This window comes from Kribbella sp. NBC_01510 (assembly GCF_045040325.1).
Taxonomy (GTDB): Bacteria; Actinomycetota; Actinomycetes; order Propionibacteriales; family Kribbellaceae; genus Kribbella.
On the sequence record NZ_CP109418.1, the window covers coordinates 521,182 to 546,800 of the forward strand.

At 68.4% G+C, this 25,619-nt stretch carries 24 protein-coding genes; 10 read left to right on the forward strand and 14 right to left on the reverse strand.

All coding sequences use genetic code 11. From position 1 onward, the window contains the following. Nucleotides 1–55 precede the first annotated feature (55 nt). Both OG558_RS02600 and OG558_RS02605 read left to right on the forward strand, forming a co-directional pair. Nucleotides 56–1,225 (forward strand): phosphotransferase, encoded by a 1,170-nt coding sequence (locus OG558_RS02600; RefSeq protein WP_405068769.1) that lies wholly within the window; start codon nt 56–58, stop codon nt 1,223–1,225. A gap of 206 nt (nt 1,226–1,431) precedes the next feature. Then, nucleotides 1,432–1,812: a hypothetical protein gene (locus tag OG558_RS02605; protein ID WP_405068770.1), complete on the forward strand. Its 381-nt coding sequence runs from the start codon at nt 1,432–1,434 to the stop codon at nt 1,810–1,812. Here OG558_RS02605 and OG558_RS02610 read toward each other — a convergent pair. The 3 genes from OG558_RS02610 to OG558_RS02620 form a co-directional block, all read right to left on the reverse strand. Next, nucleotides 1,809–3,236, reverse strand: a complete 1,428-nt coding sequence (locus OG558_RS02610) for a M20/M25/M40 family metallo-hydrolase (RefSeq protein WP_405068771.1) — start codon at nt 3,234–3,236, stop codon at nt 1,809–1,811. The genes OG558_RS02605 and OG558_RS02610 overlap by 4 nt on opposite strands. 100 nt (nt 3,237–3,336) lie before the next feature. After that, nucleotides 3,337–5,400 (reverse strand): M4 family metallopeptidase, encoded by a 2,064-nt coding sequence (locus OG558_RS02615; RefSeq protein WP_405068772.1) that lies wholly within the window; start codon nt 5,398–5,400, stop codon nt 3,337–3,339. A gap of 250 nt (nt 5,401–5,650) precedes the next feature. Next, entirely contained in the window at nt 5,651–7,627 is a 1,977-nt protein-coding gene (locus OG558_RS02620; RefSeq protein WP_405068773.1) for a thioredoxin domain-containing protein, read from the reverse strand. Between the two features lie 63 nt (nt 7,628–7,690). Between OG558_RS02620 and OG558_RS02625 the strand changes: the two genes are divergently transcribed. Beyond that, the gene (locus OG558_RS02625) at nt 7,691–8,227 is read left to right on the forward strand and encodes a nitroreductase family protein (RefSeq protein ID WP_405068775.1); all 537 of its coding nucleotides are present in this window, start codon (nt 7,691–7,693) and stop codon (nt 8,225–8,227) included. Here the strand turns inward: OG558_RS02625 and OG558_RS02630 are convergent. The 3 genes from OG558_RS02630 to mca form a co-directional block, all read right to left on the reverse strand. Further along, the gene (locus tag OG558_RS02630) at nt 8,213–9,238 is read right to left on the reverse strand and encodes a CopD family protein (protein ID WP_329481372.1); all 1,026 of its coding nucleotides are present in this window, start codon (nt 9,236–9,238) and stop codon (nt 8,213–8,215) included. The two genes, OG558_RS02625 and OG558_RS02630, sit on opposite strands and share 15 nt — an antisense overlap. Nucleotides 9,239–9,353: 115 nt before the next feature. After that, complete coding sequence (locus tag OG558_RS02635; protein ID WP_329481373.1) at nt 9,354–9,656, reverse strand: hypothetical protein; 303 nt, start codon at nt 9,654–9,656, stop codon at nt 9,354–9,356. A gap of 31 nt (nt 9,657–9,687) precedes the next feature. Continuing rightward, nucleotides 9,688–10,551 (reverse strand): mycothiol conjugate amidase Mca, encoded by an 864-nt coding sequence (gene mca / locus OG558_RS02640; protein WP_329481374.1) that lies wholly within the window; start codon nt 10,549–10,551, stop codon nt 9,688–9,690. A gap of 58 nt (nt 10,552–10,609) precedes the next feature. Here mca and OG558_RS02645 point away from each other — a divergent pair, with 58 nt between their 5' ends. From OG558_RS02645 to OG558_RS02655, 3 genes are all read left to right on the forward strand, one after another. Next, a complete protein-coding gene (locus OG558_RS02645) occupies nt 10,610–11,038 on the forward strand; it encodes a DUF4307 domain-containing protein (protein ID WP_405068776.1) in 429 nt (142 codons plus the stop codon). Between the two features lie 194 nt (nt 11,039–11,232). Beyond that, entirely contained in the window at nt 11,233–11,745 is a 513-nt protein-coding gene (gene greA, locus OG558_RS02650; RefSeq protein ID WP_329481376.1) for a transcription elongation factor GreA, read from the forward strand. 211 nt (nt 11,746–11,956) lie between these two features. Next, entirely contained in the window at nt 11,957–13,204 is a 1,248-nt protein-coding gene (locus OG558_RS02655; protein ID WP_405068777.1) for an MFS transporter, read from the forward strand. On the opposite strand, the gene OG558_RS02660 is transcribed toward OG558_RS02655, so the two are convergent. Further along, nucleotides 13,186–14,169 carry a hypothetical protein gene (locus OG558_RS02660; RefSeq protein ID WP_329481378.1) on the reverse strand — a complete coding sequence of 328 codons (984 nt, stop codon included), beginning with the start codon at nt 14,167–14,169 and terminating at the stop codon, nt 13,186–13,188. The genes OG558_RS02655 and OG558_RS02660 overlap by 19 nt on opposite strands. A 135-nt stretch (nt 14,170–14,304) precedes the next feature. Next, the gene (locus tag OG558_RS02665) at nt 14,305–15,804 is read right to left on the reverse strand and encodes an MFS transporter (protein WP_405068778.1); all 1,500 of its coding nucleotides are present in this window, start codon (nt 15,802–15,804) and stop codon (nt 14,305–14,307) included. 88 nt (nt 15,805–15,892) lie between these two features. On the opposite strand from OG558_RS02665, the gene OG558_RS02670 reads away from it, so the two are divergent. Beyond that, the gene (locus OG558_RS02670; protein ID WP_405068779.1) at nt 15,893–16,336 is read left to right on the forward strand and encodes a MarR family winged helix-turn-helix transcriptional regulator; all 444 of its coding nucleotides are present in this window, start codon (nt 15,893–15,895) and stop codon (nt 16,334–16,336) included. Here the strand turns inward: OG558_RS02670 and ilvA are convergent, their stop codons facing one another. Beyond that, nucleotides 16,337–17,539 (reverse strand): threonine ammonia-lyase, encoded by a 1,203-nt coding sequence (gene ilvA, locus OG558_RS02675; protein WP_405068780.1) that lies wholly within the window; start codon nt 17,537–17,539, stop codon nt 16,337–16,339. Between the two features lie 53 nt (nt 17,540–17,592). Between ilvA and OG558_RS02680 the strand changes: the two genes are divergently transcribed. After that, a complete protein-coding gene (locus OG558_RS02680) occupies nt 17,593–18,837 on the forward strand; it encodes an aminoglycoside phosphotransferase family protein (RefSeq protein ID WP_405068781.1) in 1,245 nt (414 codons plus the stop codon). A 1-nt stretch (nt 18,838) separates the two neighbouring features. Here the strand turns inward: OG558_RS02680 and OG558_RS02685 are convergent, their stop codons facing one another. From OG558_RS02685 to OG558_RS02705, 5 genes are all read right to left on the reverse strand, one after another. Continuing rightward, complete coding sequence (locus OG558_RS02685) at nt 18,839–19,591, reverse strand: hypothetical protein (protein ID WP_405068782.1); 753 nt, start codon at nt 19,589–19,591, stop codon at nt 18,839–18,841. 65 nt (nt 19,592–19,656) lie between these two features. After that, a complete protein-coding gene (locus OG558_RS02690; RefSeq protein WP_329481384.1) occupies nt 19,657–20,460 on the reverse strand; it encodes an ABC transporter permease in 804 nt (267 codons plus the stop codon). Between the two features lie 121 nt (nt 20,461–20,581). Beyond that, nucleotides 20,582–21,364, reverse strand: coding sequence for an ABC transporter permease (locus tag OG558_RS02695; protein WP_329481385.1), 783 nt, complete (start codon nt 21,362–21,364; stop codon nt 20,582–20,584). A gap of 3 nt (nt 21,365–21,367) precedes the next feature. Continuing rightward, nucleotides 21,368–22,315, reverse strand: coding sequence for an ATP-binding cassette domain-containing protein (locus OG558_RS02700; RefSeq protein WP_328526720.1), 948 nt, complete (start codon nt 22,313–22,315; stop codon nt 21,368–21,370). Nucleotides 22,316–22,404: 89 nt separating this feature from the next. Beyond that, nucleotides 22,405–23,133, reverse strand: a complete 729-nt coding sequence (locus OG558_RS02705; protein WP_405068783.1) for an SDR family oxidoreductase — start codon at nt 23,131–23,133, stop codon at nt 22,405–22,407. 155 nt (nt 23,134–23,288) lie between these two features. Between OG558_RS02705 and OG558_RS02710 the strand changes: the two genes are divergently transcribed. Together OG558_RS02710 and OG558_RS02715 are read left to right on the forward strand one after the other, a co-directional pair. Beyond that, nucleotides 23,289–23,909: a MarR family winged helix-turn-helix transcriptional regulator gene (locus OG558_RS02710; RefSeq protein ID WP_405068784.1), complete on the forward strand. Its 621-nt coding sequence runs from the start codon at nt 23,289–23,291 to the stop codon at nt 23,907–23,909. After that, entirely contained in the window at nt 23,906–25,543 is a 1,638-nt protein-coding gene (locus tag OG558_RS02715) for an MDR family MFS transporter (protein ID WP_405068785.1), read from the forward strand. The genes OG558_RS02710 and OG558_RS02715 overlap by 4 nt, the downstream gene beginning before the upstream one ends. Nucleotides 25,544–25,619: the final 76 nt, after the last annotated feature.

Sequence of the window (25,619 nt, forward strand, 5' to 3'; positions counted from 1 at the left end):
ACTGGCAGAAGGTCGGAGCGGATGCTGGGCAGCCAGACCGCATGGGGGGAACGACATGATCACCGCACTCGAGCCACTTGGCCGCGACGCCCTGGCCGGCGACGACTTCACCGCGCTGGTCCGGACGATCACCGGCGATCCGGCCGCCACGCCTGGCGACGTACGGGTCGAACCGGTCGACTACCCGATCGGCACACCGAGCACCGCGGCGCTGCTGCGGCTTTTCGGTACGGCGACCAGCACGGCCGGCGACACGGTCGGCTGGTCGTGTTTCGTGAAGAAGTTCCAGTCGCCGCGACACTGGGCGTACATCGACATGGTGCCCGAGCAGTTCCGGGCGGCGTTCATCCAGAACCTGCCCTGGCAGCTCGAGATCGCCGTACACCGCAGCGGCATCGCCGACGTCCTCCCGGACGGCATGCGCCTGCCCCAGGCCTACCGGATCGACGTGTACGACGACGACCGCGGCACCCTGTGGATGGAGAACATCGTCCAGGAGCCCGGTCCGTGGCCGATGGAGCGGTTCGAGCGAGCGGCGTACCTGCTCGGGCTGCTCTCCGCCCGGCGTCAGCCACATCTGGTCGAGCCGCTGCTCCCCCGCGGCAACGTCACCACCCCGGGCGTCGGACTGCGGTACTACACCGGCGGGCGCGTGCAGACGTCCGCACTGCCGGCGATCGCCGACCCCGAGACGTGGCGGCACCCGCTGCTCGCCGCGGCGGTCTGCAACGTCGGTGACCACCGGTTGCGTGACGATCTGCTCGAGCTGGGCGAACGGTTGCCCGCCGTACTGGACGCTCTCGACGCGCTGCCACAGTGCTACCAGCACGGGGATGCGAGTCCGCAGAATCTCCTGGTGCCGCAGGGGACGGAGGAGTTCGTGGTGATCGACTGGGGGTTCGACTGCCCGCAGGCGGTCGGGTTCGATCTGGGGCAACTTCTCGTCGGGCTGGCGCACGCCGGTGAGCTGGCGTCCGAGGCGCTGGCGGCCGTGCACAAGGTCATCCTGAAGGCGTTCATCAAGGGCTTGGCCGAGGAGGGGATGCAGGTGACCGAGGAGCAGGTGCTGTACGGCTACCTCGGCTCGCTGTGCGCTCGCGCGACCTTCACCGCGCTGCCGTTGGAGGAGATCACCAAGATGAGCGACGGTGCCTCGCTCGCGCTGTTCGAGGATCGTGTCCTGCTCACCCGTGCGCTGGTCGACCTGGTGTCACCGGTCGTCTGACGATCAGGGCGTGCCTCCCAATATCTCAGTCGTGTCACAGCTGCAACGAACGGCAGGTCTACGGGTATCCATGGTGCGTGAGGAACTTCAGCAGATACGCAGTGGTCGCCGCGGTCGCCGGTCTCGTCCTGAGCGGGTGTGGCAACGAGTCCGACGGTGGCGTGGGTAACCCCCCGCCCTCCCCGGCACCGAGTAGCGCACCGACTGTGACGCAGTCGACCCCGGTCGGGGCAGGGCTGCCGCTGACGGTGTCGAGGAAGGGTGGGTTCGCCGGCTTCGACGATCAGGTGCTGATCGGCACCGACGGTGTCGCCACGGTGAGCTCGCGCGGCAAGGACACGATCCGCTGCAAGCTCGACCCCACTCTGCTGGCGACCATCACCACGGCCGCTCAGCAGGTCGACTGGGCGAGCCTGGTCGCCACCAAGCCGACGGTCAAGCACCCCGACGACATGATCCTGGCGGTCTCCGCGAACGGGAAGACCGCCCGGCTCGAGGACCCCAAGGTGAAGCCGCTGGCGGCCCCGGTGGGCAAACTGCTCACCGAAGCCGCCATCCCACCGGGCAAGCTGTGCAAGCCGGTCTAACTGGTCGTCAGTGCCACGTCATCGATGACGAAGCTGGTCTGCAGTGACGAGTCCTCCTGCCCGAGGAACCGCACAGTGACGGTTTTCCCCTTGTAGGCAAGGACGTTCAGCGTCTTCTGCACGTACGACGTGGTGCGGTCGACGTTCGAGTACGTCGCCAGCGTCGCGGTTGTCCCATTGTCGACAATCTGAACTTTGACCGTGTCGTAGACCGTCGACGTGGTCGTCTCGGCGGTGTCGATCCGGATCCACAACGACAGCGACGCCGCCGTCGCCGCGGCCGGGATCGCCACCGACTGGCCGATGTTCTCGGTGCTGCTCCGGCCGTTGCCCTGCAGCCACGCCTTGTACGACCCGCCGTGCGCGGGCCGGGACGTGCTGTTCGTGATCACGCCGGTGGTTCCGGTCCAGTTCGCCGTACCGGATTCGAAGCCGGGGTTGAGGATCAGGTTGTCACCGCCGGGTGGCGGACCACTGGTGTAGTCCTTCTGGGCGTAGTTCCAGATCATGTGGCCGATGGCGTCGATCTGCCGATCCAGGGAGGTCAGGTCCAGGTTGCCGATGGTGTCGCACGACCGGTGGTAGCAGGGGTCGAACGCCTGGTTCGCCGTACCACCCCACTTGGCCGCCTGGGCCGATGACTTGATCTCCTCGGCACCGGAGAAGGTCCCGGCGGTCGGGATGCCGAGCGACCGGAACGCCGCGTGGTCGGAGCGGCCCTGGACGTCGATGAACTCGGTCTGGATGCTCTTGCTGGTGAAGTACGAAACCAGGTCGTCGCGAGCACCGTTGCCGGCCGGGTTGTCGTCGTACAGGAAGTAGCCCGGGTTCGGCGACGCGATCATGTCGAAGTTGAGGTACAGCTCGATCTTGTCGCGCTCGGCCGCGGGCAGGTTGTTGACGTAGTACTTCGAGCCGAGCAGGCCGAGCTCCTCGGCACCCCAGAACCCGAACCTCAACCGGTTCCTGGGGGTCTGGCCACTGGCGGCGTAGGCGAGGGCGGTTTCGAGTACGCCGGCGCTGCCAGAACCGTTGTCGTTGATCCCCGGACCGGCGCTGACGCTGACCAGGTGCGAGCCGGCCATCACCACGTGGTTCGCGTCGCCGTGCGGCCACTCCGCGATCACGTTGTACGACGTACCGGCCGAGGTGGAGAAGGACTGCAGAGTGGTGGTGTAACCGGCCGCGTCGAGCTTGGCCTTCACGTAGTCGGCCGAAGCCTTGTATCCGGCCCGGCCGGTGTAGCGGTTGCCACCGTTGCTGGTGGCAATCGATTGCAGCTGGTCGAGATGGGCCTTGGTGTTGGTGACGGAGATGTCCGGGGACTCGACCGCGGCGGCGACGTTGCTGCGGGCAATCGAAGGGGCGAGCAACGCGCCGGCCACGAGGACGGCGCCGAGTCCGGAGACGAGGGACTTGTGCATGGGCGGATCTCCTTTGGCCTCAATCAAAGAAGAAGAAGAAGATCCGGGGCGCGCGGGCCAGCGGGCGGTGGGCCGCGCGCGCCCCGGACGGGTTACCGCGTCAGCTCGCGGTGAGCGAGGTGTCGTCGATGACGAAGCTGGTCTGCAGAGAGGAGTCCTCCTGGCCGACGAACTTCACCGTGACGGTCTTGCCCTTGTACTGCGACACGTTGAGCGTCTTCTGGACGTACGACGTGTTCTTGTTCAGGTTCGAGTACGTCGCCAGCGTGGTGGTGGTCGAACCGTCGACCACCTGCACCTTCGCCGTGTCGTACGCCGTCGAGGTGGTGGTCTCGGCGGAGTCGATCCGGATCCAGAACGACAGCGTGGCCGTGGTCGCGGAGGCCGGGATCGCGACCGACTGGCCGACGTTCTCGGTGGTGGCGCGACCGTTGCCCTGCAGCCACAGCTTCCAGCTGCCGGTGCGCGCCGGACGGCCGGTGTCGTTGGTGATCGGGCCGGCGGTGCCGGTCCAGTTCACCGCGCCGGACTCGAAGCCCGGGTTCTGCAGCAGGTTGTCGCCGCTGGGCGGCGGCTCGGTGCCACCGCTGCACTTGGCCGCGCCGGCCGGGACCGAGATGCCACTGAAGGCCGCCTCGATGCCCTTGCACTGGGCCGAGTCGGCGCCGTACAACTCGACGGCGGAGGTGATAGCGCCCTCGCGGGCGTCCTTGTAGGTGCTGCCCGAGCTCAGCTTGGTGCTCAGCGTGCGGTACCAGACCTTCGCGGCGACGTCGTGGCCGACACCGGTGATGGTGGCGCCGTTGCAGGCGGTGCTGCTGTGCGTCACACCGCCGATGACCTTGCTGCCGGTGCCCTCGGAGGCCAGGTAGAACCAGTGGTTCAGCGGACCGGACGAGTAGTGCGGGTCGAGTCCGCCGGTGCTGGTCGACCAGCAGTCCACGCTGGCTCCGTCCTTCGACGGCTTGTCCATGTAGCGTAGCGGGGTGCCGTTGCCGTTGATGTTGATCTTCTCGCCGATCAGGTAGTCACCCGGGTCGGACGAGTTGTTGGCGGAGAACTCGACCATGGTGCCGAAGATGTCGGAGGTGGCCTCGTTCAGGCCACCCGCGTCACCGGAGTAGTTCAGGTTGGCGGTCGCCTCGGTGACACCGTGGCTCATCTCGTGGCCGGCGACGTCGATCGCGGTCAGCGGATGGGTGTTGCCCTGGCCGTCGCCGTACGTCATCTGGGTGCCGTCCCAGAACGCGTTCACGTACGCGTTGCCGTAGTGCGTCCGGGAACGAGCGCCCTGGCCGTTGTTGAAGATGCCGTTCCGGCCGTGGGCGTTCTTGTAGTAGTCCCAGGTCAGCTGGGCGCCGTAGTGCGCGTCCACACCGGCGGTCTGGCGGTTCGACGCTGCGCCGGTGCCCCAGGTGTCGTCGGCGTCGGTGAAGGTGGTGCCGTTGCCGGACGTCGCGCCGTTGAGATCGGTGGTGTAATTACCACCGCGGCTCGGGTCGGTCATGGTGAAGCTGCCCGACGTGCCGATGCTGACGGTGCCGGAGTACATCGAGTTGCCGGTGCCGGTCTTGATCTCGTCGTCCTGGTCCAGCAGGGCGCCGGTCTTGGCGTCGATGAACGAGTGCAGCACCGACGGGGTCTGGTCCGGCTTCACGCCGGTGGTGACGACCTCGTAGGCGAGCACGGGCTTGCTCGGCGTCACGAAGACGACCAGCGATCCCTTATTGTCGGTGACCTTGAGCTGTGACTTGCCGGCCGACTGCGCGCCCTTGGAGAGAGCGGCCGACTGGGACAGCGTCGGCTTGGTCGCGACCCCGACGGACTTGGCGCCGCGGTTGTAGGTGACTGTGATGGCACCGCCGACCGCCGCGCCCTTGCGCTTGACGATCAGATCACCGCCGACGACCTTCAGGCCGTTGTAGGTGCGGTCGTAGCGGACGTACTCGGTGCCGTCCGGGTCCTTGACCACGTCGCGGACCACGAGTTGTTCACCACTGGCGAGTCCGAGGGCTGCGGCCGTCTGCGCCGTCAGCGCCTGTTCGGCCTGGACGGCGGCGGGCTGGTCGAAACCCGACGCCGAGAGCGGAGCCGTTCGTTGCGCGGCACCCGCGGGTGAGCCGGTGAACACCCCGGCAAGACCCGCTGCCGCGACGATGGCCACCGCCCCTGCTGATGTCAGTCGTCTCAAGACAACATCTCCTCACGGTGTGGTCGCTGTTTGGGCGCAGCGACCGAATTCAGTTGGGGACGCCGGATGCTGACTCAGCAGTGCCACTGCCTCATTTGTGACACTGTGTGTCGGGGCGTGCGAGTTCTGTTACATCCGACTGAGGGAGGACTCTGGTCGCCAGCGGCGCGGGAGTCAAGGGATCTGGGCGAAACGACAGGGAAAACCCGCACCCATGCCGGTGTCAGGCCTGGGGATTCAGTTCCCGGCGAAGGTCTTCCGGCAACACGATCGGAAGCCGGCAGGTGAATTTCTGACAGACGTACGCCGCCGCCCGGCCGTCGACGAGATCCCGGCCCGCCATCAGCGGTACGGCGAGACCGGGGCCACCGGCAACGATCGCCGTACCCCACGGCGCCTCGGTCAGCGCGGTCCGGCGCAGCTCGGGTGAATCCCCCGCGATCGCGATCTCCAGTGGACCGGCGGCGATCGTCTCGGCGACCGCGAGCGCGCGGCCGGCGAACCTCGGCGCGCGGTCCGCGATGGTGGCCGAGGCCTGTAGCGCCTGCTGTGCGGCGGTTTCGTAGCGGACCGATCCGGTCAGGCTCGCCAGCGTCGTGAAGGCCTCGGCGGCCAGGCTGACGCCGGACGGGCTGGCGTTGTCGGTCGGGTCCTGCGGACGCCAGACCAGCTCCTCGGCGTCGGCCGCCGTGTCGAAGTAGGAGCCATCGGCAACGAACTGCTCCAGGGTCCGGTCCAGCAACCGCTCGGCCGTCTCGAACCACTCGATGTTGCCGGTGGCACCCAACAGCGTCAGACAACCTTGCGCGTACGCCGTGTAGTCCTCGAGGACACCGTGAGCCGTGCCGCGCACCCGGTCGCGCGAGGTGCGGTGGAGCCGGCCGGTGTCGTGGTCGAGGTGCACGTCCCGGACCAATCTGGCCGCGTGCTCGGCGGCTTCGACGTACTCGGGCTTGTCGAGGACGATGCCGGCGCGGGTGAGGGCGGTGATGGCCAGGCCGTTCCAGGCGGCGACCACCTTGTCGTCGCGGCCGGGGTAGGTGCGGTGGCTGCGGGCTTGCCGCAGGGTGGCCCGGATGCGCTGCCAGCGCTCGGGGTCGTCGGGGTCCGCGCGAAGCTGGAGGACCGAGGAGCCGTGCTCGAAAGTCCCGGTGACGTCGCAGAGGTCGATCACCCAGTCGGCGTCGTCACCCAGCTCGTCACGCAGTTGCGCGGGGGTCCAGACGTAGTACTTGCCCTCCTCCCCTTCGGTGTCGGCGTCGAGGGCGGAGGCGAAACCGCCGTCCGGCGTGCGGAGTTCCGTCAGGAGGAACTCGGCGGTCTCCTCGGCGACGCGCCGGGCGAGCGGGTCGCCGCCGACCGTCCACCAGTGCGTGTAGACGTCGAGCAGCAGGGCGTTGTCGTAGAGCATCTTCTCGAAGTGCGGGACGACCCACTGACCGTCGACCGAGTACCGCGCGAACCCGCCCGCGAGCTGGTCGTACATCCCACCCCGAGCCATCCGGTCGCAGGTCTGCGCGACCATCGCGAGCGCGTCGGCCGAACCGGTCCGGCGGTGGTGGCGGAGCAGGAAGTCGAGGACCATCGACGGCGGGAACTTCGGCGCCCGCCCGAACCCCGCGTCCACCGGATCGAAGTCGGTCCGCAGGAGCTGAGCAGCCTTCGCGGTGTCGAACTCTCCCGGGACCGGTTGCTGCTGGGCTCCGAGCTGCTCGACCACTCGCCGGCCGATCCCGTCGATCTGGTCCCGCTTGGTCTGCCACGCGTCGGCCAGCGACTCCAGCACCTGCCGGAACGACGCCATCCCGCCACGCGGATCGTTGGGAAAGTACGTGCCGCAGAAGAACGGCTCCGCGTCCGGTGTCAGGAACACCGACATCGGCCAGCCGCCCTGGCCGATCATCGCGACCGTCGCCGCCATGTAGATCGCGTCGACGTCCGGCCGCTCCTCCCGATCCACCTTGATGCTGACGAAGTGCTCGTTCAGGTACGCCGCCGTCGCTTCGTCCTCGAACGACTCATGCGCCATCACGTGACACCAGTGACAAGCGGAGTACCCCACCGACAGGAACACCGGCACGTCCCGCTCCCGCGCCTCCTGGAACGCCTTGTCCGACCACTCCCGCCACGCCACCGGGTTCTCCGCATGCTGCCGGAGATACGGGCTGGTACTCCGGCCGAGCTCGTTGACGGACGCCATGGCCCCACCGTATGCGCTCCGGTCGAGCGGAATGGACCGGGCCGGATCGGAGTTGCCCCTGGCATGCACGTTCATCCGTTGCTCGCGTCGCGATTCAGCCCGCTTCGGTTCGATCCTGAGTGGACGATCACCGAGGAGGACGTGGAGTTGTTACTGGAAGCCGCTCGTTGGGCGCCGTCGGCAGGCAACTCGCAGCCCTGGGCGTACTTCACGGCGCGGCGGGACGAGCCCGAGCACAAGCGGATCGTGCGGCATCTCGCGGCCAGCTCGGGACGGTGGGCACCGAGTGCCGGCCTGCTCGTCGTGACGATGGCGCATCGCTACATCGAGGACACCGACTGGGCCTACTCGGACTTCGCGGACTACGACCTCGGCCAGTCGGTGGCCCATCTGACGCTGCAGGCTCAGGCGATGGGTCTGGCCTGCCGGCAGTTCCGGGCCTTCGATCTCGACGGGCTGACCGCGGACCTGGCGCCCGGCGCGGGATGGCACATCGTCTCGATGATCGCGGTCGGCCGGGCCGCCGAGGAACGCCCGCCGGACCGGGAGCGGCGCAGCGCGGCCGATCTGCGCACCGCGCCGTGGTCAGGCGGTCTGTGACAGGGCGACCGACAGGCCCAGGGTCAGGGCCATGACGAAGAGTTCGGTGCCGACGACCTGCCAGAACGGCGTGCCGCCGTCGAGGAGGTCGCCGACGGCTCGGCGGCGCTGAAGCCAGGCGAGGATGATCAGGAGCAGGAAGGCCCCGATCTTCGCGATCAGGAGCGCGCCGTACGCGTCCGAGGTGAGGGCATCCAGGACCGTACCCCAGCCGCCACCCATCGCGGCCAGGCGGCCGGCGGCGCTGATCAGGCCGCTGAGGAGGACGGCGATCGACGAGATCAGCGCGACCTGGTTGAACCGCTCGAGCACGATCGGGAGTCCGGTCCGGCTGGCCCGGCCGTAGCGGACGAGACCCGCCAGGCCGCCGATCCACGTGGTCGCGGCGATGACGTGCACGACGAGGGCCGCCCCGGCGAGGACGACGTACGACTCGTTGCGCGGGTAGGCCGTGAGCGCGGTCGGGACGAGGGCCGCGACGGCGACCAGGACGCCGAGACCCGCGGCCGACGAGGTCTGCACCCGGCGGATGCCGACGGCCAGGGCAAGGACCAGGATGCCGGTGATCAGCAGGGCCTTCACCTCGGGGACGCCGAGGGCGTCGTCGAGGCGGAAGCGGAGCAGGTTCACCGGGGTGTCGAGCAGGATCGACGCGGTGACGATCGCGCCGGCGAAGGCGCAGACCGCCCAGATGAAGGCCGAGTTGCTGGCATCCCGGATGGCGCGGCGCCCCTGGACGCCGAGCGGACCGCCTTCGACCCGGAGCAGGACGACCGCGGCGAGCAGAGCGCCGGCGCAGCCGACGGTCGCGAGTGTGGCGATCAGCCGGAAGAACGGCAGCAGCCACGAGACGAACACGCTCGGCCCGCCGATCCCACCGAGGTAGCGGGGCTCACTGTCGGCCGCGAACAGGCCCACCACGAGGGCCACCGAGGCGATGACGATCGCACCCACGCCACCCGCGACCAGACGTCCGGGCATGCGATGCCGGGCGGCGCGGGTCGCGGTCACAGAGCGGACCCGGCTTCGGCACCATTCGACACCCGGCTCACTATAGGGTCAGCCGGAGGAGGGCCGCCCAGCCCGACACCATCTCGTGATCACCGTGTCGCGAAGCTGACCGAAATCAGTGCTGAGAGTGTTCCTTCGAATCACTCTGCGTCGGCTTCTCCGTCGTAGCGGCCGTATCCGTCGGCTCGGCATCGCCAGCCGGGGACGGCGAGCTGTCCGTGGTCGCTGGGCCGTCGGACGGTGCTGGGGCGTCCGCACCATCGCCGTCGAAGTCGATCTTCTTCAACTGCTTGCCCATGTTGCGCACCAGCAGCGCCGTGGCGGCACCGAGTGCGAGCACGATCAGCAGCGCGACCCATCCGGGGCGCACCGAGTTCGGATCGATCTCGGCCGTCAGAAGGGAGGTCGTCGCTATCACGCCACCAGTCTCTCACTGTCTAGGCCCGCCGTCAGCGCAGCCCCGCGAACAGATCGTCCTCAGGTAGTTCCGGCTCGACCAGACTCCGGGCCAGCTCGTAGTCCTCGGTCGGCCAGGCCGCCTGGTGCACTTCCAGCGGTACGGCGAACCACGCGCCGTCGGGGTCGATCTGGGTGGCGTGCGCGAGCAGGGCCTTGTCCCGGGTGGCGAAGTACTCCGCGCACTCGACCCGGGTGGTGATCCGGCGCTCGTTCTCCGGGTCCGGCTTCCAGTCCTTGAGGCGTTCGGCGTACGGCGACTCCAGGCCGCGCGCGATCATCGCGTCGTGCAGCGCCTTCATCCGCTCGTAGTGGAAGGTGTGGTGGTAGTACAGCTTGAGCGGCTGCCACGGCTCGCCGAGCTCCGGGTAGGCGTCCTTGTCGCCGGCCGCCTCGAACGCGGCCACGGTGATCGTGTGGCACATCACGTGGTCCGGGTGCGGGTAGCCGCCGTTCTCGTCGTACGTCGTGACGACCTGCGGGCGGAACTCGCGGATCAGCTTCACCAGCGGGGCGGCGGCGTCCTCGACCTTGAGCGCGGCGAAGCAGCCCTCCGGCAACGGCGGCAGCGGGTCACCCTCGGGGAATCCCGAGTCCACCCAGCCGAGCCACTCCTGCCGGATGCCGAGGATCTCCCGGGCCGCGTCCATCTCCTTGCGGCGGATCTCGGTGATGTTCGCCAGCACCTCCGGGCGGTCCATCTTCGGGTTCAGGATCGACCCGCGCTCGCCGCCGGTACACGTGGCCACCATGACCTCGACACCTTCGGCCACATACCGAGCCGTCGAAGCGGCTCCCTTACTCGACTCGTCATCCGGGTGGGCGTGCACATGCAACAACCGAAGATCTCCACTCACAAGACACAATGGTCCTCCAAGCCCGGCTCAAACCCACGACCGACCCCCTGGACCCCCGTTGACCGAGTCATCTGCCAGCATCCCGACCACCGACCTCGACGCCCGGTACGGACGGGACCGGAGGTCGCGCCGGCCGGTGCTGATCGGCGTGCTGGCCGTGGTGGTGCTGGCCGGTCTGGGCTGGCTGACGTGGGCGGCGGTGATCGGATCGAATCCGCCGGTGACGTCGCGGCTGCTCGGTTTCGAGGTGATGTCGGCCACCAGCGCGAAGGCGACCATCCAGGTGGACCGGACCAAGTCCGTCGAGGCGAGCTGCCGCCTGCAGGCGAAGGCCGCCGACTTCTCGATCGTCGGCGAGCTCACCCTCACCATCCCGGCCGATTCCGCCCGCCACCAGACCCTCCCCGCCACCCTGACAACCCAGCGCTCGGCCACCTCCGTCGTGCTGATCGGCTGCACGACGGCCGACTCCCACCATCCCCACTGACCCGTCGGCAACCGATTGCCATCCGATGGCCGAGACCCGGGAAAAACCTCCAGGCAAGCGATTTCCCAGCGTTTGAGAGGTCAAAGAACTGTGGGGTTCTCTGCCGGATCTTGCTACGCTGAGTGGATTGGTCGCCGTCGACGACGGCGGCCAGAAGCATTTCTGCCCATCCCCACCGACACAAGGAGCAGCCCGTGACGCAAAGGATCGAAGAGGACAGCGTTGTCTGGCTGACGCAGGACGGTTACGACCAGCTGAAGGCTGAGCTCGAGCACCTCAAGGGCCCCGCCCGTGCCGAGATCACCCAGCGCATCAGCGAGGCCAGGGACGAGGGCGACCTGAAGGAGAACGGCGGCTATCACGCCGCCAAGGACGAGCAGGGCAAGATCGAGGCGCGGATCCGGCAGCTGGAGGACATGCTCCGCCGCGCCCGGGTCGGCGAGACCCCGAAGAAGGGCGGCAAGGTCGAGCCCGGGATGAAGGTCTCGATCAAGTTCGCCGGTGACGACGACGTCGAGACGTTCCTGCTCGGCTCCCGCGAACTGCTCGCCCTCGACGCGTCGGTCGACATCGACGTGTATTCGCCACAGTCCCCGCTCGGTTCGGCGATCCTGGGTAAGAAGAAGGGCGAGAAGGCCACCTACGAGGCCCCGAACGGCAAGGACGTCACCGTCGAGATCGTCGCCGCCGAACCCTTCACCGGCTGACCCACCCAGCTCCGAGCGCCCCGGTGGACAACCACCGGGGCGCTTGCTTTTCGGCCTAGCGAGCGGCCGGCGCGAAGAGCATGTTGTCCTGATCGCGCGTCGACGAGCGGCGACGCCGACACTTTCGAGCGGGTTCAGACTTGAGTCTATCGGGCTCAACTTTGTTGATAGTTGAGTCGACACGACTCAACTCAGCGCTTACGGTCGCCGCATGGGCATCCTCCGCCACCCCGACTTCCGCCGTCTGTGGACCGCAGACCTGCTCAGCCAGCTGGGCTCGCGCCTGAGCATGATCGCGATCCCGCTGCTCGCCGTACTCACCCTGGACGCGTCCACCCTCCAGGTCTCGCTGCTGCGGACGTGCGAGACCGCGGCGTGGCTATTGCTCGGTCTGTTCGCCGGTGCGTGGGTCGACCGGATCAGATGTCTCCCGGTGCTCGTGTACGCCGATCTGGGTCGCGCACTGCTCTTCGCGTCGATCCCGGTTGCCGCGTGGTTCGGCGTACTGAGTCTCACGCAGCTGTACGTCGTACTGGCGCTGACCGGGATCCTCACAGTGCTGTTCGACGTGGCGCACAGCACCTATCCACCCCGGCTGCTCGAGCCGGACCAGCTGTTGCCGGGCAACGCCAAGCTGGCCGCCAATCACTCCATCGGCGCGGTGATCGGCGCTGGTGCAGGCGGTGTACTCGTCCAGTGGCTTGGTGCGGCCGCGACGATCGGACTGGACGCCATGAGCTTCCTGTGGTCCGCACTATGGCTTCGCTCGATCCGTACGCCGGAAGCCCAGCCGGCGAAGGCGGATCGTCCCGACCTGCGCCGGGAGATCGCGGACGGCATGCGCTACGTCTTCACCCACCCACTACTGCGGCCGATCGCACTGAACACGGCAACGACCATGCTGTTCCAGGCAGCGGCCGGCGCGATCATGATCGTCTACCTGGTCCGCGAGGTTCACCTGCAGCCGGGGACCATCGGCGTACTCAGCATGATCGGTCTGCTCGGAGCCATCGTCGCGTCAGCGGTCACGGAGAAGATCAGCAACCGGTACGGCGATGCCCGCATGCTCCTGCTCTCGTCGACGGGTATCGGCGTCGCGTTCACACTGCAGGCGCTGACCGCACCGGGCTGGCAGGTGGGCTGGTACGTCGTCTCGATGCTGCTCGCCGGATTCTGCATCATCGTCTGCTACATCCTGCAGGTGAGCATCCGGCAGCGCGTGTGCCCACCGGAGCTGCAGGGCCGGGTCAGCGCCACCATGAGCTTCGTCGGCTGGGGCGCCGCTCCGCTCGGCAGTCTGCTGGGCGGAGCGCTCGGCACTGTCTTCGGACTGCACGCCACACTCTGGGTCGCCGGCCTGGCCGCACTGGCCGGCACGGTGTTCCTCTACCTCTCACCGTTCCGCACGTTGCGCACGGTCCCGGCGACCCAGCAGGTGGATCAGTCGGAGACGATCTGAGCGGTGCCGACCAGGACCTCGACGTCGAGCGCGGCGCGGCCGCGGCCGATCTCCACATCCTTGGACTGACCGGAGACCGCACCGGTCCAGGTGACGCGGCCGAGCTGTGCCTCGGTGTGGACGCGGACGTCGGAGCCGCGACGCAGCGACACGTTGGCCGTGCCGGACTCGACCCGGACACGGGAGCGACCCTTGGTGATCTGCGCGTCCAGGGTGGCCGAACCGGCCTGGACGAGCAGGTCGATCGGGCCGTCCACATCCGCGACCTTCGCCGTACCGGCGGTGACGCGGACCCGGGACAGCCCCGGCAGGCGCTCGGCGTTGACGCTGCCGCCGGTCACCTCGACCTCGACCTGGAGGCTCGGGTTCACCCGGATGGACAGCTCCTTGGCCAGGCCGTTCACGTGTGACTTCAGATCGGTCGGGTTCCGCAGCATGCTGAACCCGTCGATCGAGACACCCATGTCACCTTCGCTGCTGATCGCCAGGGTGTCGCCGTCACGCTTGATCACGTGCGGCCCGTCCACGGCGACGCCGTTGATCGCGGGCTCGCCGATCAACCGCACCCGCCGCCCGATGGCGCGCACGGTCACCCGCTGCACGCCGGCCGGCATCGGCACATTGCTGTGCTGTTCCTCGACCTCTTCTTCTTCGACAACTTCGTCGGAAGCCGCCGGCGCCTCGTCCACAACACTGTCCTGGACGCCAGTCACGACGGTTTCGGCGACCGGCGCGTCCACCGCATCCGGTGAGTCGACAACGTCCGCCCAGACCGAGGTCGACGGAGTCTCGTCAGGTACGACGTCTTCGGCAACCGGAGGCTGTGCCGCCGGCTCGTCGGCCTGGGCCGTGCCCGGGGTCGTGATGGCGGCGATCAAGGTGGTGGCCTCCTCGGTGGAGAGGTGGCCCTTCGCGACCCGGTCGAGGATGTCCTTGACCCGCTGGTCGTAGCTCTGGTTGCTCATGCCCCCAGTCCAGCACCCCACTGGGTCGAAACCAATCCGGGATCGCCCCCAAAGCAGCAGTGCGGGCCCCGGAGAGTAGCCCGGGACCCGCAACCGCGTCTCTATGTACACAGCCCACGACGGAGCTGGTTGTTGTCACGCGGCCGGGGTCATCTCCTCCTCGGCCAGTTCGTTCTGTACGGCGGCCAGCTCGGCGGTCTCGGCCGCCTCAGCCGCCCGCCGGGCCTTCAGCCCACGCAGACCGGTCAGCGCGATCACCAGACCGAGTGCCGCGATCCCGGTCACCACACCCAGCCCCGGCTTGTACGCCGACAGCATCCCGGCCTGCGTGGTCACACCGACCGACTGGCTGCTGATCACCGCGGTCACGATCGCGAGGACCACCGCGCCGCCGACCTGGTTGGAGGTGTTGAACAGTCCGGATGCGAGCCCCTGCTCGTGGTCCGGGACCCCCGACACCGCCTGGATGTTCAGCGCCGGGAACCCGATCGCGAACCCGAGGCCGAGCAGCATGATGGTCGGGAACACGGTCGAGAAGTACGCCGCCTCCGGGCCGATCCGCAGCGACAGGGCGTACCCGGCGACGAACAGCGCCATCGAGGTGACGATCATCGCCTCGGTGCCGAACCGGTCGGCCAGCTTGCCCGCGTTCGGCGACAGGGTGGCGACCAGCAGGCCGGCCGGCAGGAACGCCAGCGCGGTCTCGAACGACGACCAGCCGAGCAGGTTCTGCATGTACAAGGTGCCGATCAGCTGGAAGGCGACGTACGCACCGAACACGGTCAGGATGGCCAGGTTCGCCCGCCGGAGCGAGGCGTTGCGCAGGATGCCGAGCCGGACCAGCGGGTGCTTGGACCGCAGCTCGATCGCGACGAACGCGCCCAGCAGGACGATCGCCAACGCGAACATCCCGAAGGTCTGCACCGACACCCAGCCGGCGTGCTCGGCGCCGACGACGGCGTAGACCAGGGATAGCATGCCGCCGGTGACGGTGATCGCACCGGGGACGTCGTACCCGCCGGAGGTGTTGTCGCGCGGGCTGTTCGGGATCAGCTTGAGCGCGAACAGCAGCACGATCAGGGCGACCGGGCCGGGCATCAGGAAGGTCCAGCGCCAGCCGACCTCGGTCAGCGCGCCGCCCAGGATCAGGCCCATCGAGAAGCCGCTGGCGGCGCAGGTGGTGAAGATGCTGAGGGCGCGGTTGCGGTCCGGGCCCTCGTGGAAGGTCGTGGTGATGATGGAGAGCGCGGCCGGCGCGGTGAACGCGGCGGCGACGCCCTTGACGAACCGCGCCGCGATGAGCAGTTCGGCGTTCGTGGCCAGCGAGCTCAGCATCGAGACCGCGGCGAACACGGCCAGCGCGATCAGGAAGACCCGGCGCCGGCCGAGCAGGTCGGCGGTCCGGCCGCCGAGCAGCAGCAGGCCGCCGTACCCGAGCACGTAGCCGGTCACGACCCACTGCAGGGACGAGAGCGAGACGCCCAGGTCGGCGCCGATGGACGGCAGGGACATGCCGACCATGGACACGTCCAGGCCGTCGAGGAAGATCACGCCGCAGACCACCAGAAGAGCGCCCCAGAGGCGCGCGTCCCAGGTCATGCGGGCCGGTGATGTGGTGTGCGTTGTCTGTGTCACGAGGGGAGACTATTCCATGCGTGTGCATCTAATGTCTAGGCATTAAATGCGTTTGCATTGAATGCGCGTGCATGCTATGGTCACCTCCATGACCGCTACGAAGGTCAGTGCCAGTCCTGGTGAGACCAGCGCCGATGCCAGTGCCGATGTCCGCGAGTGGCGCGAGCTGCTGGCTCGCCACGCGGATCTGACCTGCGCCCTCGACCGGGCCTTGCAGGCCGGCCACGAGCTGGGCATGAGTGAGTACGAGGTGCTCGAGCGTCTGGCCGAGCTGCCCGAGCAGTCCGCCAAGGTCGCGACGATCGCGAAGTCGGTGCACCTGAGCCAGAGCGCGCTGTCCCGCGTGATCGGCCGCCTCGAGGTGGCCGGCCTGGTCGAGCGCCACATGTGCCCGGAGGACCGTCGCGCAGTCAATGTCCGACTGACCGACGAGGGCCTCCGGCGCCAGACCGAGGCCAAGCCCACTCAGCGCCAGGTTCTCGCCGAGCGGCTGCACGCACCGCTGGTGAAGAGCTGCACACCGCTCGACTGATCAGTTGAACGTGTACGTGTAGCCGTCGCTGGCCAGGGTGCTGAGGACCCGGCCCCGGTGATCTTCGCCGCGGAGCTCGAGCTGCAGGGCCACCTCGACCTCGTCCAGCCGCAGTGTCTCCGAGATGCGCTCGTGCACGATCTCGATGATGTTCACGTCCAGGTCGGCGAGCTGCGCGAGCAGTGTGGCCAGACCGCCGGGCGTGTCCGGGATCCGCACCCGCAAGGATAGGTACCGGCCGGCTGCCGCCATGCCGTGCCGGATCACGCGCATCAGCAGCAACGGGTCGATGTTGCCGCCGGACAGCACCACCACGACCGGTGGCTTGAACCGCCGAGGCTCGTCGAGTACGGCGGCCACCGCGGCGGCGCCGGCTGGTTCGACCACGAGCTTCGCGCGCTCGAGGACCAGCAAGAGGGCCTTGGACAACGAATCCTCGCCGACCGTGCGGACCTCCCCGACGTACCGCTGGACCGCCTCGAACGGCACCGCGCCCGGCAGCCCGACCGCGATGCCGTCGGCCATCGTCGCCATGTGAGCGAGCTGGACCGGCTCACCGGCCGCCAGCGAGGCCGGGTACGCCGCCGCACCCGCGGCCTGCACACCGACGACCTCGATCGGCATCCCGTCGCGCTGCATCGCGGACGCGATCCCGGCGACCAGGCCGCCACCACCCGTCGGTACGACGACCGTCCGGACCTGCGGGCACTGCTCGACGATCTCGAGTCCGGCGGTCGCCTGACCGGCCACGATGTCCGGATGGTCGAACGGGTGGATCAGCACCGCACCCGTCTCCGCCTCGAACGCGCGTGCCGCGGTCAGGCAGTCGTCGATCGACGTACCGACGAACCGGACCTCGGCGCCGTACGCGCGGGTCGCCTTCTCCTTCGGGATCGGGGCGCCGTGCGGCATGAAGACGGTGGCCTTGATCCCGAGCAACTGCGCCGCGAGCGCGACCCCTTGGGCGTGGTTGCCCGCACTGGCCGCGACCACGCCGCGCTTGCGTTCGGCCTTGGACAGCCGGGCCATCCGCACGTAGGCCCCACGCAACTTGAACGACCCGGTGCGTTGCAGGTTCTCGCACTTGAGGAACACGTCGCCGCCGACGAGCTCGCTCAACCAGCGCGAGTACTCCAGCGGCGTCGGCGCCACCACGTCATGCAGCAGATCCGCGGCCCGCACGATGTCCCTGGCATCGATCACGCCCTCACCCTACGCAGGAAAAGCCGTTGCACCGGCCACATACGCTGCTGGTCATGGAAATCACGGCTGTCGTGGTCCGCGCGTCCGACGACGCTGTCCTGATGGTGCCGTCGGGTCTGCCGCGCGTGGATGTCACCGAGAAGTTCTGGTTCCCCGACGTCGAGCCAGTGCTGACAGCGCTGCCCGGTATCGACGCCGCTGTGCTCACCTGCCTCAGCGAAGAACCGATGGTCTACCTGATGCTCTCGACCGGCGCCGTACCGGACGACGCTCGTTGGGTGCACGACGTCGACGACCCGGCAGTCGTGGCCGCTCGGCGACACCTCGCCCTGCCGCCGGACTCCCCCGTCACCCCGGCGTGGACGATGCCCGACTGGTACGACGACGCCCTGCCCTGGATCGCTGAGCACGTTCCAGGCCCGTGGACACAAGTGCGCTCGTGGGGTTTGTCGAACGTCTTGCGCGTCAGCGGCCCGGACGGGGACGTCTATTTCAAGGCACTCGCACACTCCAGCACGATCCAGCCGGCTCACGCCGACGCATTGCCGCTTCTCTTCGCGCATGAGCCGTTGCTCCTGAAGCACCTCTCGGACGACCGACCCGGCGCGGTGCCGGCGCCGTTGGCCATCGACGAGAAGCGCGCTTGGATGCTGTTGCCCGACCTCGGTCGCCCGCTGGCCGACGAGGCTGACATCGCGGTGTGGATCGACGCGCTGCGAGGGCATGCCAGGTTGCAGCGCAGCTACGTGGATCAGATCGACCGGCTGCTGGAGTTCAGTTGCGTCGACCGCCGGCTCAATGTCCTGGCGGCAGAGCTCGACCGGCTCCTCGGACCGAATCCGGCGACCGAACTGCTCGAGCCCACCGAGCGTGCGCGGCTGCCGTGGCGGGCCGAACAGTTGCACGAGGCAATCACCGAGCTGGCGGCGATCGGCGTACCGGAGACGCTGCTGCATGGCGACCTGCACCCGCGGAACCTTGCTACGCGGGACGGGAAGGTGCTGGCCTTCGACTGGACCGACGGACTGGTCTCGCATCCGTTCCTCGACTTGGTGACCTTCGTCGAGGAGAGGTCACCGCTCTCGATGGATGCGCGGGTGCAGGATGCGTATCTGGCCGAGTGGGAGGAGTACGCCGCCCCCGCGGACCTGCGCCGGGCGCTCGAGCTGGCCAGGGAACTGGGCGCACTCCATCAGACGATGACCTGCCTGCACCTGCTGGATCACCTGTCCGAGCCGGACCGCGAATCCATGCTCCGCGGCGCGGTGTGGTGGTTGCGGCGGTTGCTCGAGCAGTAGGTCATTTGCTGAGGATGGTGAGCTGGTTCCGCATGCCTCGGCGTACCGGTGGGTCGAGGTGGCGGTCCCAGTCCGGGTGGCGCTCGCCACGCAGGAGGGCGTAGTACGCGAGTGCGTCGGACAGCGCCGCCTCGCGCAGGTATCCCCGGGCCAGCGGCTGCTTGCCACGGCCGTTCGGCCGCGGACGACGTTCGTACGCCGCGTTGGCGGTGAAGATCCCGAGTCCGTAGAACACGGTCAACAGGTCGGTCAGCGACTCGTGGTCGGGCCGGCGCGCGAACGAGATCCGGTCGCCGCCGAGCAGCAACTCGTGTCCGGCCTCGTGGGCGTAGATCGCCGTCAAAGCGACCGGATCGGCGGCCAGCGCCGGCGCGAGCTGGATCTCGTTGCCGTCCGCACCGCGGAGCCACCGGCCGCCCTGCTCCTTCACCACTCCGCGGTACGCCGGTCGCCGTACGCCGTCACCGACGAGCCCGAAGCTGAGCGCGCACCGGCCCGACGGCAGCTCCATCCGATCGGCGACCCGCGCGCACAGCTCCTCGGCCGCGGCGAGGCTGCCGTCGTACCCGGCCGGGATCAGCTCGTCCGGCAGGACGATCGGCCGGAGCAGGACGTCCCGCCCGAACTCGGCGATCAGCCAGTTCATCGACGACCGAATCCAGCGCCGTCGCCCACCCGGCAGCCGTTCGCGCGGTGCCTTCAGCTCGGCCCGGACCTGCTGATTGCGCCGCAACACCCCGATCGGATTCCTCACCCGCCGGATCATGCCTTTCCGACGGCGCTGTAAACCCTCCGGTTCCGACAGGTCGCACTCAGTGACTATTTCAGCAGCAGTTTGCCGAGCCGCCGGGAGGCGACGTACATGCCGAGGGTGCCCATGACGGCCAGGTAGGCGGCGTTGATCAGCAGGGACCAGCTCACGGTGCCGGTGGTGAAGGCGCGCTCGAGGACGACGCCCTGGTAGAGCGGGGTGATCTCGACCAGCCAGCGGATCGCGGCGGGGTAGGTCTCGACCGGGTAAAAGGTGGCCGAGAACAGGAACATCGGGATGATGGCCAGCTGCACGAACTCGAAGTCCTGCCAGCTGCGCATGAACGTGGTCAGCGCCATCCCGGCGCCGGCGAACGCGAACCCGATCAGCACCGACGTCGGCAGCGCGACCACCACCCACCACGACGACACCAGGCCCATGATCAGCATCACCACGATGAACATGGCCGAGTAGCAGGCGCCGCGCAGCAGCGCCCAGGTCACCTCGCCGGTGGCGACGTCCCACGGCCGCAGCGGCGTCGCCAGCATCGAGTCGTAGAGCTTGGCGTACTTCATCCGGAAGAAGATGTTGTACGTCGAGTCGAAGATCGCACCGTTCATCGCCGAGCTGGCCAGCATCGCCGGCGCGACGAAGGCGGCGTACCCGATGACGGTGCCGTCGGACAGCGTGAAGTCGCCGACCAACTGGGCGACCCCGATCCCGATCGACAGCAGGTAGAACACCGGCTCGAAGAAGCCGGACAAGAAGACGACCCAGGACCGCCGGTAGAGCAGGAAGTTCCGCTCGACGATGTGCCGTCCCCCACCAACACGAACCGGAACCGGAACGACCCGGGCTGCGATGGTGGTCATGGGGCCTCCCGGCCTGGACTGAGGAGCGTAGGGAGCGAAGCGACTGGAGCGACGAGGGAAGGCCGGGAGCCAAGGCCCCATGACCCCGCCGGCGCCGGAGGCCCGGCCAAAAGCACAGCCATCAGCCGATCAACCTCTTGGTGAAGCCGCGGACGGCGAGCCAGGTGCCGATGATGAACCAGGCCAGTAGATAGGCGACGTTGACGAGCGCGAGCCATGGATTGACCGAGCCCTCCGCCAGGGCCCGGGAGAGATGGACCCCGTGCCACAGCGGACTGACATAGGCGAGCCACTCGATCCAGTTGGGCAGCTGGGAGACCGGGAAGAACGCGCCGGAGAACAGGAAGGCCGGGACCACCCCGAACCGGAAGATCATCGCGAAGCCCGAGTCGTTCTCCAGCGTGGTGGCGTAGGCGGCGACCGGGCCGGCGACGGCCATTCCGACCAGCAGCGCGACCGGCAGAGCCAGCACGCCCAGCGGCGACTGCAGACTGCCGAACGCCGCGATCACCACCAGGAACACCGCACAGGTGCTGCCCACCCGGAAGGCGATGAACCCGAGCTGCCCGTAGACGACGTCCGCCGGGCGCAGTGGGGTCGCGATCATCGAGTAGTAGAACTTCTGCCACTTCAGCCCGCTCATCACCGGGTACGTCGACTCGCCGACGGCTACCTGCAACGCCGTGGCGGCGAGCAGCCCGGGCGCGATGTACTGCAGGTAGGTCATGCCACCGAGCGCGCCGGTCCCGTTGCTGTCCACGAACGAGCCGAGTCCGATCCCCATCGCGGCCAGGTAGAGCAGCGGCAGCAGGAAGCTGCTGATCAGCGTGCCCTTCCAGGTCCGCTTGTAGACGGTGAGCCAGTAGTCGAACTGGCGCCGCCCGTTCTCCACTGCGAGTGCCATGTCCTAATCCACCAACGTCCGGCCGGTCAGCCGGAGGAACACGTCCTCCAGGGTGGAGCGCCGTACCAGCACAGCGGCCGGCTCCAGCCCACGCTCGTGGACGGCGGCGACCGCGCGCTCACCGTCGTCCGTATAGAGCAGCAGGCGATCGGGCAGCACCTCGATGCGCTGGGCGAGGTCCTCCACCTTGCCGGCCAGCGCGTCGTGGTCGGACAGCATCACGTCCGGACCGAACCGCAGCTCGGTGACCTCGCGGGTCGAGTAGTCGCGGATCAGCTCGGCCGGCGAACCCTCGGCCGCGATCAGGCCGCCGTCCATCACCACGAGCCGATCACACAGCTGCTCGGCCTCGTCCATGTAGTGGGTGGTGATGATGAGCGTCACGCCGGCCTGTTTGAGCCGGAACAGCTTGTCCCACAACAGGTGCCGGGCCTGCGGGTCGAGGCCGGTGGTCGGCTCGTCGAGCAGCAGCAGGTCCGGCTTGCTGACCAGCGACCGCGCGATCGTCAGCCGCCGCTTCATCCCGCCGGAGAGCTCGTCGACCTTGACGTTCGCCTTCTCGGTCAGCGCGACGAACTCGAGCAACTCGTCCGCCCGGAGGCGGCACTCGGCCCGGCTGAGACCGAAGTACCGGCCGTAGATCGTCAGGTTCTCCCGGACGGTCAGCTCGGTGTCGAGTGTGTCGTCCTGCGGGCACACGCCGAGCCGGGCCCGGATCGAGGGGCCGTCGGTGGCCGGATCGAGGCCGAGGATCCGCAGCGTGCCGCCACTGGTCGGTGAGACCGCGCCGATCATCCGCATCGTCGACGACTTGCCCGCGCCGTTCGGCCCGAGGAACCCGAACGCCTCGCCCTTCCAGACGTCCAGGTCGATCCCGCGCACTGCCTCGAAGTCGCCGTACGACTTCCGCAGCCCGCGGACATGGACCAGGGACTCCCGCTGCTCACTCACGGACCGACCCTAGACGGACCGTCCGACATTTCTCTTGTCGTTTTGAGCGGCTCCATGCGCCGAAGGTAGAACCTCAACAGCGCTGGAGGTCAACCGCGACCGACGTACGGCATCCCGGCCGCCATCACGGTCAGCGTCGGTACGGCGACCGATGTCGGCAACTGGGCGATCCGGACCACGAAGTCCGCGACGATCTTCGGGTCGAACGTCGGCTCGATCGCGAACGACCCGTCCGGCTGCAGGACGCCCTGCCGCATCCGCTCGGTCATCTGGGTGGCGGCGTTCCCGATGTCGATCTGGCACGCGGTGATCCCGTGCGCGCGGCCCTCCAGCTCGAGACCCTTCGTCAGGCCGGAGATCGCGTGCTTGCTCGCGGTGTAGGCGATACCCCGCGGCCGCGGCACGTGCGCCGAGATCGACCCGTTGTTGATGATCCGCCCGCCCTTCGGCTCCTGCCGCAGCATCAGCCCGAAGGCGGCCTGCGCACACAGGAACGACCCGGTCAGGTTCGTATCCACCACCCGCCGCCAGTCCTCCTCCGCGACATCCGGTACGGCGGCCGCCGGCGCCCCGATCCCGGCGTTGTTCACCAGTACGTCGATCCGCTCCAGCCCACCGAAGAACGCGCGGACAGCTTCCCCGTCAGCCACGTCCAGCACGGCGAGCCGCACCCGCCCGCCCCCGTCGGCCACGGTCTCCCGAAGGGTCTCCTCCGTCCGGCCGGTCACGATCACGTCGAACCCGGCCGCCGCCAGAGCCAGCGCCATCTCCCGCCCCAGCCCGGAGCCGCCACCGGTCACCACCGCCACCTGCGTCACAGAACGCACCCCTCTGTCGTCGAATGATCGTCCGCTGATTCTCCTCTACTGCGGACAGTGACCATCCCGGGACGGAGAGTAAATGAGTGGCGGCTCACTCGGCAATCTCGGAAACTCATTTGCGTGTATCACGCAAGCATGTATATGCTTGCAGCATGCAAGTAAACGACGCGTACACCCCGCAGACCCCCATCGAGGGCGTCATGCACGCGTTCACCCGGATCGGACGCCGGCTCAAGGCCAAGCAGCCCGGCGACACGATCGACCACAGCGCGCACGTGGCGCTGTTCGTGCTGCGGTGCAGTGGCGCACTGCGGTTGTCCGACCTGGCCGCGCGGATGGAGCTCGACGCCTCGACCGCGAGCCGTCACGTTCGCGCGCTGGAGCAGCTGGGCCTGGTCCGCCGCTCCCCCGATCCCGACGACGGCCGTGCCTTCCGGGTCGAGCTGACCGAGCAGGGCATCGAGCAGTGGGAGTCCAGTGCCCGCCGCCGGATGGAGCTGCTGAGCACCGCGATGGACGGCTGGTCCGAGGAGGACATCCTGACGTTCGAGCGGCTGATGACCCGGTTCGCCGACGGAGTCGCCAATCTCACCGACACCCCGGCCGACGCTCGCTGGGCCGACAGGGGCTGGGCCGCGGTCGCTCCGCGACTACGCGCCGCCCCGGACCCTGAGCGCCGTACCGACGAAGACTTCGCGCCCGGCGGCCCAAATACCGATGGCACAGCCGCCACCCGCGAGAACACCGACAAGAACCTGGAGAGCACCAGATGAGCACCACTGAGCCCGCCACCGCCGGCGGCCCAGATAGCACCATCGCCGCCCCTGGCGGCGCCCCGAACTACCTGTCCCACAAGCAGATCCTGGTCATTCTCGGCGGTCTGATGGCCGGGATGTTCCTGGCCGCGCTGGACCAGAGCATCGTCGGTACGGCGCTGCCGCGGATCGTCAGCGAGTTCAACAGCCTGGACAAGCTGTCCTGGGTGGTCACGGCGTACCTGCTGACCTCGACCGCCTCCACTCCGCTGTGGGGCAAGATCTCCGACCTGTACGGACGCCGCCCGCTGTTCATCGCGGCGATCGTCATCTTCCTCGCCGGCTCCGTACTGTCGGCCATGTCGCAGAACATCGAGATGCTGATCGGCTTCCGGGCCGTCCAGGGTCTCGGCGCCGGTGGCCTGATGTCGCTGGCGTTCGCCACCATCGGCGACGTGATCCCGCCCCGCGAGCGCGGTAAGTACATGGGGTACTTCGGCGCCGTCTTCGGCCTGTCCTCGGTGGCCGGCCCGCTGCTCGGCGGTCTGCTCACCGACGGTCCGGGCTGGCGCTGGATCTTCTGGATCAACGTGCCGATCGGCCTCGTTGCCCTGGGCATCGTCGCCGCCGTGCTCAAGCTGCCGCACGTGAAGCGCTCGCACAAGATCGACTACCTCGGCGCCGCCACGGTCGCCGCCGCCGTCACCACGCTGCTGCTGGCCATCTCCTGGAGCGGCCCGAGCAACGGCTGGGGCAACGGGACCACGATCGGCCTGCTGGTCGCGGCCGTCGTACTGGCCGTCGCGTTCGTCTTCATCGAGCTGCGGGTGGCCGAGCCGATCATCCCGATGGACCTGTTCAAGGGCCGGATCTTCTCCGGGTACGCCGGCTACGCCTTCCTGCTCGGGTTCGCGATGTTCGGTGCGCTGATCTTCCTGCCGCTGTACCTGCAGGCGGTCAAGGACCTGTCGCCGACCCAGTCCGGCCTGGCGCTGCTGCCGATGATCGTCGGAATCTTCTCCGCCTCGATTCCGAGCGGTCAGCTGATGAGCAAGACCGGCCGCTACAAGGTGTACCCGATCATCTCCTCGATCCTGGTCAGCGCCGCGATGGTAATGCTGTCCACGCTGAGCCTGACCACGCCTTACTGGCAGATGGCGATCTACATGTTCGTGATGGGCGCCGGTCTGGGCCTCTCGATGCAGATCACCGTCACCGCCGCGCAGAACAGCGTGCCCCGCAAGCACATGGGCACCGCGACCTCGACGATGACGTTCTTCCGCTCGATGGGTGGCGCGATCGGTACGGCGGTCTACGGCGCCGTACTGACCATCCGGCTGAAGGACCACCTGACCGACATCGTTCCGAACGCCACGCAGGCCGCGGTTGACGGACTGGCGAAGGCGGCGAACAGTGTGCAGGCTCTGCACGGGCTGGCGCAGCCGATGAAGGGCTGGGCCCTGCACGGTCTGGTCGACGCGATGGACGACGTGTTCCTGGTCTCCCTGCCGTTCCTGGCGATCGCGCTGATCCTGGCGATCATCACCCCGGAGCAGCGGCTGGCCGGCCGTTCCGACGGCCCCAAGCCGGCAGGCGAGGAGCCGGAAGGCGAGGAGTCCATCGAGGCCTCCGCCGCGGCCGCGATGCACTGACCGCGATCCATCACCACAGCCGCCCCCGGGAGTTTCCCGGGGGCGGCTGTTCTGCTGCGTGAGACAAACCCGCCGC

Coding starts and splice junctions, on each gene's coding strand:
- OG558_RS02600 (WP_405068769.1), top strand. CDS start 56: ATGATCACCGCACTCGAGCCACTTGGCCGCGACGCCCTGGCCGGCGAC.
- OG558_RS02610 (WP_405068771.1), bottom strand. CDS start 3,236: ATGCACAAGTCCCTCGTCTCCGGACTCGGCGCCGTCCTCGTGGCCGGC.
- OG558_RS02620 (WP_405068773.1), bottom strand. CDS start 7,627: ATGGCGTCCGTCAACGAGCTCGGCCGGAGTACCAGCCCGTATCTCCGG.
- OG558_RS02625 (WP_405068775.1), top strand. CDS start 7,691: ATGCACGTTCATCCGTTGCTCGCGTCGCGATTCAGCCCGCTTCGGTTC.
- OG558_RS02655 (WP_405068777.1), top strand. CDS start 11,957: ATGGGCATCCTCCGCCACCCCGACTTCCGCCGTCTGTGGACCGCAGAC.
- OG558_RS02660 (WP_329481378.1), bottom strand. CDS start 14,169: ATGAGCAACCAGAGCTACGACCAGCGGGTCAAGGACATCCTCGACCGG.
- OG558_RS02670 (WP_405068779.1), top strand. CDS start 15,893: ATGACCGCTACGAAGGTCAGTGCCAGTCCTGGTGAGACCAGCGCCGAT.
- OG558_RS02680 (WP_405068781.1), top strand. CDS start 17,593: ATGGAAATCACGGCTGTCGTGGTCCGCGCGTCCGACGACGCTGTCCTG.
- OG558_RS02690 (WP_329481384.1), bottom strand. CDS start 20,460: ATGACCACCATCGCAGCCCGGGTCGTTCCGGTTCCGGTTCGTGTTGGT.
- OG558_RS02695 (WP_329481385.1), bottom strand. CDS start 21,364: ATGGCACTCGCAGTGGAGAACGGGCGGCGCCAGTTCGACTACTGGCTC.
- OG558_RS02710 (WP_405068784.1), top strand. CDS start 23,289: ATGCAAGTAAACGACGCGTACACCCCGCAGACCCCCATCGAGGGCGTC.
- OG558_RS02715 (WP_405068785.1), top strand. CDS start 23,906: ATGAGCACCACTGAGCCCGCCACCGCCGGCGGCCCAGATAGCACCATC.